This is a genomic window from Intrasporangium sp. (assembly GCF_035280925.1).
In the GTDB taxonomy this organism is placed as follows: domain Bacteria; phylum Actinomycetota; class Actinomycetes; order Actinomycetales; family Dermatophilaceae; genus Intrasporangium.
In genome coordinates this window covers 75027-84052 of record NZ_DATEEY010000059.1, presented here as the reverse complement: position 1 = coordinate 84052, position 9026 = coordinate 75027, and the positions used below count along the sequence as shown (strand labels likewise).

Below are 9026 nucleotides of genomic sequence, written 5' to 3'. Positions count from 1 at the left end.
GTCGGGCTATCGCTGACCGGAGCAGGCCACGGGGGAGCGACCGCACGTCGGCGTCCGCCGAGACCCCGGTCGGCGGTTGCGTGTCCATGCCCTGCCAACCGGGGTCTGTGCGACGCGTCGCGCCTATCCCACGGCGTTGATCTCTGAACCCACCGCCTCAGCGGCCAGGCGGTCGCGGACGGCCCGGTTCACCGCCGACACCACGGCCTTGAGCGACGCGTTGACGATGGACGGGTCGACACCCACACCCCAGAGCACCCGCTCGCCGATCGCGCACTCGACGTAGGCAGCCGCCCGGGCGTCGCCACCAGCGGAGAGCGCGTGCTCGGCGTAGTCAAGGACCCGCATGTCCGGCGCGCCGTCGATGGTCATGAAGGCGTCGAGGAACGCCGCGATCGGGCCGTTGCCCCGTCCGGAGACAGTGATCGGCTCACCGTTGTCGATGAGGCTCGCCTCGATGCTGCTGTCCCCGTCGACGGTCGAGTCGGTGACGACGTTGACGAGCTCGAAGCGGCCCCAGGGTGCGTCCGGGTTCGGCAGGTACTCGTCCTGGAACCTCGCCCACAGCTCGGCCGGAGTGACCTCTCCCCCATCCTGGTCGACGCCGCGCTGGACGACACCGGAGAACTCGATCTGCAGGCGGCGCGGCAGGTCCATCTGGTGCTCGCTCTTCATGATGTACGAGACGCCGCCCTTACCCGACTGGCTGTTGACGCGGACGACCGCCTCGTAGGAGCGGCCGAGATCGTGCGGGTCGATCGGCAAGTACGGCACGCCCCAGACGAGGTCGTCGACGCTGGTGCCCTTCTCCTTGGCCTCGACCTCCATCGCCTCGAAGCCCTTCTTGATGGCGTCCTGGTGCGAGCCGGAGAAGGCGGTGAAGACGAGGTCGCCGCCGTAGGGGTGCCGCTCACCCACCGGGAGCTGGTTGCAGTACTCGACGGTGCGGCGGATCTCGTCGATCGCGCTGAAGTCGATCTGCGGGTCGATGCCCTGGCTGAACATGTTCATGCCGAGCGTGACGAGGTCGACGTTGCCGGTGCGCTCGCCATTGCCGAACAAACAGCCCTCGATGCGGTCGGCACCCGCGAGGTAGCCCAGCTCGGCCGCCGCCACGCCCGTCCCGCGGTCGTTGTGCGGGTGCAGCGACACGACGACCGACTCGCGCCGGTCGAGGTTGCGGACCATCCACTCGATGGAGTCGGCGTAGACGTTCGGCGTGATCATCTCCACCGTCGCCGGCAGGTTGACGATCATCTTGTGGTCCGGCGTCGGGTCGATCACGTTGATGACCTCGTTGCAGATCCGCACCGCGAAGTCGAGCTCGGTGCCGGTGTAGGACTCGGGCGAGTACTCGTAGTAGACCGTCGTGTCCGGGATCGTCTCCTCGAGCTTCCGGCACAGCCGCGCGGCCTGCAGGGCGATGTCGATGATGCCGTCCTGGTCGAGACCGAAGACGACGCGCCGCTGGAGGACCGAGGTCGAGTTGTAGAAGTGCACGATGGCCTGCTTCGCGCCGCGGATCGCGTCGTAGGTGCGCTCGATCAACTGGTCACGGCACTGCGTCAGCACCTGGATCGTCACGTCGTCGGGGATGTGGCCACCCTCGATGAGCTCGCGGACGAAGTCGTAGTCGGTCTGGCTCGCCGAGGGGAAGCCGACCTCGATCTCCTTGTAGCCCATCGCGACCAGCAGCTGGAACATGCGCAGCTTGCGCTCGGAGTTCATCGGGTCGATGAGGGCCTGGTTGCCGTCCCGCAGGTCAACCGCACACCAACGCGGGGCCTGCTCGATCCGCTTCGTCGGCCAGGTGCGGTCGGGCAGGTCGAACGGAATCTGCTCGTGGAAGGGGACATACTTCTGGAACGGCATCCCGGACGTCTGCTGTGAGTGGATCATCGCTTCGCTCTCTCGTCTCTGTGTCTCTCTTGGGTGTCCGGCCGGACACGAGAAACTCCGCGACGAGGGGGGCCGGGGTCAGGCCTCGTCGCGGCAGCGAAGGAGGAGCAGCGCCGAACGCATGAATTCACCGTATGCCGCTGAGCTCGCTTCGTCCACCACGCGGGCTCGGGCGCCCGGATCCTGAGACCGCCAAGCGTCTCACCGAGCGTTGGGTGCCCGGGTGCGCCCGAGGCGCTTGGCTTTGTCCGCGACCGCCTGCATCTGAGCCGTGACGAGCTCGACCATGAGCTGCGTCGCCGGGGACAGCACCGCATCGCGGCGGTGGACAATCGCGAAGCGGTCGTACTGCCTCGGCCGGATTGGCGCCCAGCCGAGGCGCCGCGGGACCCGCTCGCCGAGCTGGGCCAGGACGCCGAGTGAGACCACCGTGTCGGCCTCCCCGCTCGCGGTGAGCTCGATGGTCGTCTCGAGGTCCTCCACTTCGACCCGAGCCTGCAGGCTGCCGCCGGCCGACTGAACCAGGGTGGCGATTGCCGCGCGGGTCGGGTCGTTGACCCAGCTCGCCCAGGCGAGGGCGAGGGGCGCCTCGCCGAGCCGGGCGCCCGTGACGGGCGCGGCGATCCGGTCCGCGTGGGCGCTGACGTAGACGAGCTCGTCATTGAAGACGGGGTGAACCTCCAGCGTCGGATCGTCGACGGGAAGCGCGGTTGCCGCGGCCTCCATGCGGCCGCGGCGCAGCTGGTCGATGACGTCGGTCGAGTGCCGGCCGACGAGCTCGACCCGAACGCCTGGGTGCCGTCGGAGGAGCTCGAGCACGACGGATGACCCGAGATAGAGCCGCGAGGCGCCGAAGACGCCGAAACGGATCGTGCCCGACTCGAGCTGGTTCACCGATCGGACGGCACCTGCTGCGGCGTCGGCAGCGACGAGGGCGCGCTCGGCGTGGGGGCGCAGGGCGTGGGCTGCCTCCGTGGGAACGAGTCCGCGGCCGACCCGCTCGAAGAGACGTGCGCCGAGCGAGCGCTCGAGCAGCCGTACCTGCTCGGACACGGTCGGCTGGGCGTAGCCCAGTCGTGCCGCCGCTGCAGTGAGCGAGCCGAGCTCGTACGCCGCCAGGAAGACGCGGAACTGATGGATCGTGGCCAAGGTTTTCCCTATGGATGTGAAAGGAAACTCAGGATATCTCGATAGGAGGTGAGCGGCATACGGTCTCCTCGTGAGCCAGCCGACCACCAGACCCCGCGTCGACCCCATGGGCGCAATCCTCGTCATGGGAGCTGCCTGCTGCTATGCGCTGTCCGTCGTCTTCGCCAAGGGCGCCTACGCCAACGACATCGAGGTCGCGACGCTCACGCTGTGGCGCTTCGCCATCGGAGCCGGCGTGTTCTGGTCGCTGGTAGCGCTCCGTCGCCAGGCACGGGTGAGCCGTCGCATCGTGCTCACCTGCATCGGGCTGGGTGCAATCGGCTACGCGGTGCAGGCGCTGACGTACTTCGGCGCCGTCGCCGTGATGGACGCCGGCCTTGCGGCGCTCCTCGTCTACACGTATCCGGCGATCATCGCGCTCATCGGGTTCCTCACTCGCCGGGAGCCACCCCCGCGCCGACGCCTCGTCGCGCTCGGCTGCTCCGGCGCCGGCATGCTCCTGCTCCTCGGGCTCGGCGGCTTCTCGTCGGTCTCCCCCGTCGGCATCGGGCTCGCCCTCACCGCGGCCGTGACCTACGCGGTCTACACGATCGTCGCCTCGTCGCTGCCGGTCGACGCGGATGTGTTCCTGCTCATGGCAATCGTGACAACGTCTGCGCTGGCCTCCGTCACGATCTTCACCGTGGCGTCCGGCCAGCCAATCGCGCTGGAGCCCAACCCGGTCGTGCTCGGCTGGGTCGTCACCTACGTCGTCGTGGGGACGATCCTGGCGATGCTCCTGCATCAACGCGGCATCACCCGCGTGGGCGCCGCGACCGGCGGGATCCTCTCGAGCATCGAGCCGCTCGTCGCGGCCGGGGCCGTCGCCCTGGTCTACGGCGAGTCGATGACGCCTGTCCAGCTGACCGGTGGCCTCGTCATCCTCGCCGGGGTCGTCGTCGTCCAGTTGCCGGTGCTACCCAGGATGGCGCGGCGTCAGCTCAGTGGAGCCGGTGAGAAGGGCAGCGTGTTAGCTTCCGCCCCACCCCTGACCAGGACTCGCACCGGGCCGGGCACCTTGCCGCGGAGGAGGTTTGCAGCCTCGGCGGCGTCACCGGTGACCTCCGTGAGAACGGCCGCCCGGGCGTACGACAGGCCCACCATGACGAATCCAGGTCCGTCTCCGAGCACGGAGATGACGACGTCCCTCGCGCGCCGCAGGTCGCTGACGCTGACCGAGGCCGCGCGCACCTCAACAAAGGGAACCGAGCCGACGCGTTCGGCGACTGTCCCGAGCGCCTCTTCACGCGTCTGACCGACGTAGGCGATGACGAGCCGGTCGCCCTCGCCGTAGACCCCGCCCCATCGGGTGGGTTGCTCGTCGACGAGTGACATGAGCGCACCTCCAATGTCGTCGTCGTCCGGTGGAGGGCTCCCGAGGGGACCCACCGGGAAATCCTGCACGACGACCACATTGGAGTCCGCGTCCGCACGACCGTCCCCGCTCGGCGGCGCGGCGCACGCTCCCGTGCCGAGCACGAGAATGGCGAGGAATGCCTTGAGGGGCAGGAACCGCATGGTCACTCCTTGACGAGACGCGGATGTATGCACCCTCAAGGACACGCCGAGCCCCCACAACGTTGCTCGCGAACCGCGCATCATCCGCCAGCGGCGGGCTCGCTCTCGTCAGGTGGCGGCACGGCCCCGCCTTCCCACGCGCGGCCGGCGTCGGCGATGAGCTCCTCTGGACGCGGTGGAACGCTCTGGTCGTCCTCGAGGACCTCGAACTCATGGTCGGGCTGAACGCTCATGGTGGCCTCCCGCTCCAAGTCTACGAGGCACGTCGCAACCCTGCCTGCCACGCGGAGCGAGCTCAGCGCCATACGGCATGGGCTGTTGTCAGAAACCGAGCCGCTGGAGCTGTTTCGGGTCGCGCTGCCAGTCCTTGGCCACCTTGACGTGGAGGTCGAGGAAGACCTTCTGGCCGAGGAGCGCCTCGATGGCCTTGCGAGCGTTCGTGCCGACCTCGCGCAGTCGCGAGCCACCCCGGCCGATGACGATCGCCTTCTGACTCGGCCGCTCGACGAAGACGTTGACCCGAACGTCGAGCAGCGGGTTGTCCTCCGAGCGCCCTTCGCGCGGCACCATCTCCTCCACGACGACGGCCAACGAGTGCGGCAGCTCGTCACGCACGCCCTCCAGGGCTGCCTCGCGGACGAGCTCGGCGATCATCACCGCCTCCGGCTCGTCGGTGAGGACACCGTCCGGGTAGAGCTGCGGCGACTCCGGCAGGTAGGACGACAGGACGTCGCGCACCACTTCGACCTGCTCGCCCGACACGGCCGAGCACGGGATGATCGCATCCCAGTCCCCGAGCTGGTCGATGGCGATGAGGTGCTCGGCCACGCGCTCCCGGTCGACGGCGTCGGCCTTCGTGGCGACGGCGACGACGGGGCGGCGACGGACCCGACGCAGCTCCGCCAGCTCGTTGGCGATGAACGTGTCCCCCGGGCCGATCCGCTGGTCTGCGGGCAGGCAGAAGCCGATGACGTCGACCTCGAGGAGCGTCTCCCGGACGAGGTCGTTGAGCCGCTCCCCGAGCAGCGTGCGTGGCTTGTGCAGGCCCGGGGTGTCCACGAGGATCAGCTGGGCCGTCGGCGTCGTCGCGATGCCCCGGATCGTGTGCCTCGTCGTCTGCGGCTTCGAGCTGGTGATGGCGACCTTCTGCCCGACGAGGGCGTTGGTCAGGGTCGACTTGCCTGCATTGGGCCGGCCGATGAGGCAGGCAAACCCGGCCCGATACCCCTGCTGGGGGTCTGGAGCAGAGCCGCCTCCGCTGGCCGGCGCACCGTCAGGATCGTGAGTGGCCATGGGCATCCTCCGTCTCCGGGGCCAAGGCGGCCTCGGCCTCCTCCGGTCTGGCGCGGTGGACGATCACCGACGCCACCCGGTGACGGCGGCCCGCCATCCGCTCGGCCGTCAGCGTCAGTCCGGACACGGTGCCGGAGGAGCCGACGATGGGGACCCGACCAATCACCTTGGTGAGCAGGCCGCCGACGGTGTCGACGTCCTCCTCGTCGATCGTCACGTCGAAGATCTCGGCGAGGTCGTCGATGTCCAGCGACGCCGGCACGCGCAGCGTCCCGTCCTCCAGGGCCTCCACGCCGGGCGACTCGCGATCGTGCTCGTCCGCGATCTCGCCGACGATCTCCTCGATGATGTCCTCGATCGTGATGAGGCCGGCAGTACCGCCGTACTCGTCGACGACGATGGCGAAGTGGTTCTGCTCGCGCTGCATCTCCCGCAGGAGGTCGTCGACGGGCTTGCTCTCGGGGATGAAGTGCATCGGCCGCATCACGATGGTCACCGGTCGGCGGGCGTCCTCGGGGGCAGCGTTGAGCCGGCGGGCGACGTCCTTGAAGTACAGCAGGCCAAGGATGTCGTCGGTGTCCTCGCCCACCACGGGGATGCGGGAGAACCCGGAGCGCAGGAAGAGCGACATCGCGCTGCGCAACGGCTTGTCGTGCTCGATGACGACCATGTCGGTGCGCGGGACCATGACGGCACGCGCCACCGTGTCACCGAGCTCGAAGACGGAGTGGATCATCTCGCGCTCCTCCGCCTCGATGACCTCCGACTCCCCGGCCCGGTCGAGCAGGTCACGCAGCTCCGACTCGGTCTGGAACGGGCCGTCGCGATAGCCCTTGCCGGGCGTCACGGCGTTGCCGAGGACGACGAGGAGCCGGGCCAGCGGGCCGAGCACCCGGTGCAGGCCCACGGCGAAGGGCGCGCTCCACAGTGCCACGGCCTCGAAGTTCTGTCGCCCGAGGGTGCGCGGCGAGACGCCGACGATGACGAAGGAGACGACCGCCATGATCGCAATGCTGAGGAGCAGCGCCTTGACCATCGAGTCGGCCGCCTCGGCCACGGCCAGGGTGACGAGGACGGCCGTGGTCGCCTCGGCCACCACACGGACGAACGCGATGACGGAGATGTAGGGCGGCGACTCGGCGACGACCGTCACGAGGGACTTCGCGCCGGAGCGGCCCTCGTCGTAGAGCTCCTGGGCGCGGACGCGCGACATCCGGAAGATGGCTGCCTCGGCGGCCGACAGGAGGAAGGCGACGACGATGCTGATGAGGGCCGTAATGACCAGTTGCGGGAACATCGGGCTCGGGCCTCAGTCGACCGGTCTGTTGCGGGTGGCCAGGTAGGTCAGCAGGAGCTGCCGCTGGAGCTCGAACATCTCGCGCTCCTCCTCCGGTTCCGCGTGGTCGTAGCCGAGCAGATGCAGGATCCCGTGCGTCGTCAGCAGCAGCATCTCCTCGATCGCCGCGTGCCCCGCCTCCGTGGCCTGGCGCCCAGCCACCGACGGGCAGAGCACGATGTCCCCCAGCGTCCCCTCCTCGGGCTCGTGCCCCTCCTTGCCGGGTCGCAGCTCGTCCATGGGGAAGCTCATGACGTCGGTCGGCCCGGGCAGGTCCATCCACTGCTCGTGGAGCACCTCCATCGCGGGCTCGTCGACGAGCTTGATGCAGAGGTCGGCCTGCGGATGCACGCGCATCTGCTCCAAGACGTACCGGGCGCAGGACAGCAGCTCGAGCTCGTCGACCGCTTCGTCGGTCTCGTTGAGGACGTCGATGCTCATGCCAGGTCCTCGTGAGCGGGCGGGGCCTGCGCAGGGGACGATGCCGTATGCCGCTGGGCTCGCCGCCGCTGGCCGGCCGGCTTGGCGGCCGCCTCCTTCGCCGCGCGGGCGTCGCGGCGCCGTGCGCGAGCGTCCTCCCGGTCGTACGCGTCGACGATGGCACTGACGAGCCGGTGACGGACGACGTCGTTGGAGGTCAGCTCGGCGAAGTGGATGTCGTCGATGTCGTCCAGGATGTCGCGGACCACCCGAAGCCCGGACCGGGTGCCGCCCGGCAGGTCCACCTGGGTGATGTCGCCCGTGACGACCATCTTGGATCCGAAGCCCAGCCGGGTCAGGAACATCTTCATCTGCTCCATCGACGTGTTCTGTGCCTCGTCGAGGATGATGAATGCCGAGTTCAGCGTGTTGTGCGTGACGAGGAAGTCATCGGTGACGTAGAGGGAGTCCTGAGACGCGACTTGGATGCATTGCACCTCTTGGACCCCGACGTACTCGATCGATTCGATGTGTCGCATGGGCCGTCCGCCGCCCGTCACGTCGAAGAGATCCCGCTTCCGCCTCAGACGGAAAGCCGGGATGCCGACGGGGAGCCGGATGTCCACGACGAAGGCGTCGTTCCTGTACGGCACCGGTCGACCGTTGGCGTAGCCGGGCTGGCGCCCCGCCGCCGTTCGGGTCCTCCAGTAGGCGACTCCTCCGAGTGAACGCACGAGGAACACCACGTCGTCACGCAACTGCGGCGACGTTGTCGTGTACTGCACTCGACACGATCGGCCCGACTGTACGACCGGTCCGCCGTCGGTGTCGAGCAGGCCCTTCAGCAGCTCGTTGCGAACGGTTGCCGAAGCGTGGAGGTACCGCTTGGGAACGAACTTGGTCGCCGACCGGGCCCCCGCGAGCCCGAGGTCCCGCAGGACGGCTGTCACCGGGTTTGCTGTGGCCAGTCCCCCGCGCCCAACTCCGGGTCTGCGCAGCACATAGTCATGTCCGCTCTTGTGCTGTGGTTCGACGCCATCGATGCGCTCGTCGAGGTACTCGATGAGCTCAGGGTCGGCTGTCGTGAACGACGGCGTCGTCTGCGTCGTCAGGCACCCGTCTCCCAGGAGCAGTCCGAGCGCGTACGGATCCATGGGCAGCTTTCCGGCACTGTAGAACTCCACCGGACCGACCAACGGGAGCTCGTAACGTCGGATGTGGCCACGCCGCAGCTCGCCGATCATGTCCTGGGTCTGGAGGGTGCGCCAGCGGTTGCTGCGCTTGTCCTCCGGCGTGCGCACCGTCCAGAGGTGCTCGCCACAGCAGAGCGTCGACGCGCCATCTTGGGTCGTAACGCGATAGACATCCTTGG

General features: G+C 68.7%; 7 protein-coding genes and 2 pseudogenes. 1 reads left to right on the top strand and 8 read right to left on the bottom strand.

All coding sequences use genetic code 11. The features are described from left to right. Positions 1-123: 123 nt before the first annotated feature. Positions 124-1899, bottom strand: coding sequence for a 2-isopropylmalate synthase (gene leuA, locus VJN29_RS06275; RefSeq protein ID WP_324142730.1), 1776 nt, complete (start codon positions 1897-1899; stop codon positions 124-126). A gap of 201 nt (positions 1900-2100) precedes the next feature. Beyond that, positions 2101-3048 (bottom strand): LysR family transcriptional regulator, encoded by a 948-nt coding sequence (locus VJN29_RS06270; RefSeq protein WP_324142729.1) that lies wholly within the window; start codon positions 3046-3048, stop codon positions 2101-2103. 70 nt (positions 3049-3118) lie between these two features. Here VJN29_RS06270 and VJN29_RS06265 point away from each other — a divergent pair, with 70 nt between their 5' ends. Further along, positions 3119-4342, top strand: a complete 1224-nt coding sequence (locus VJN29_RS06265; protein WP_324142728.1) for a DMT family transporter — start codon at positions 3119-3121, stop codon at positions 4340-4342. Positions 4343-4685: 343 nt separating this feature from the next. Here the strand turns inward: VJN29_RS06265 and VJN29_RS06260 are convergent, their stop codons facing one another. From VJN29_RS06260 to VJN29_RS06235, 6 genes and pseudogenes are all read right to left on the bottom strand, one after another. After that, positions 4686-4838, bottom strand: coding sequence for a hypothetical protein (locus tag VJN29_RS06260; RefSeq protein ID WP_324142727.1), 153 nt, complete (start codon positions 4836-4838; stop codon positions 4686-4688). A gap of 88 nt (positions 4839-4926) precedes the next feature. Then, positions 4927-5898: a GTPase Era gene (gene era / locus VJN29_RS06255; RefSeq protein WP_324142726.1), complete on the bottom strand. Its 972-nt coding sequence runs from the start codon at positions 5896-5898 to the stop codon at positions 4927-4929. Beyond that, positions 5879-7195 carry a hemolysin family protein gene (locus VJN29_RS06250; RefSeq protein ID WP_324142725.1) on the bottom strand — a complete coding sequence of 439 codons (1317 nt, stop codon included), beginning with the start codon at positions 7193-7195 and terminating at the stop codon, positions 5879-5881. Before VJN29_RS06250 ends, era begins: the two co-directional genes overlap by 20 nt. Before the next feature lie 12 nt (positions 7196-7207). Further along, on the bottom strand, positions 7208-7675 hold the full coding sequence (gene ybeY, locus VJN29_RS06245) for an rRNA maturation RNase YbeY (RefSeq protein ID WP_324142724.1): 468 nt from the start codon (positions 7673-7675) through the stop codon (positions 7208-7210). Beyond that, positions 7672-8082 (bottom strand): annotated as a pseudogene (locus VJN29_RS06240) (PhoH family protein); the annotation flags it as partial. The gene ybeY and the pseudogene VJN29_RS06240, both read right to left, overlap by 4 nt. Positions 8083-8334: 252 nt before the next feature. After that, positions 8335-8808: pseudogene (locus tag VJN29_RS06235) on the bottom strand (LAGLIDADG family homing endonuclease); the annotation flags it as partial. Between the last annotated feature and the right edge of the window lie 218 nt (positions 8809-9026).

Coding starts and splice junctions, on each gene's coding strand:
- leuA (WP_324142730.1), bottom strand. CDS start 1,899: ATGATCCACTCACAGCAGACGTCCGGGATGCCGTTCCAGAAGTATGTC.
- VJN29_RS06260 (WP_324142727.1), bottom strand. CDS start 4,838: ATGAGCGTTCAGCCCGACCATGAGTTCGAGGTCCTCGAGGACGACCAG.
- era (WP_324142726.1), bottom strand. CDS start 5,898: ATGGCCACTCACGATCCTGACGGTGCGCCGGCCAGCGGAGGCGGCTCT.
- VJN29_RS06250 (WP_324142725.1), bottom strand. CDS start 7,195: ATGTTCCCGCAACTGGTCATTACGGCCCTCATCAGCATCGTCGTCGCC.
- ybeY (WP_324142724.1), bottom strand. CDS start 7,675: ATGAGCATCGACGTCCTCAACGAGACCGACGAAGCGGTCGACGAGCTC.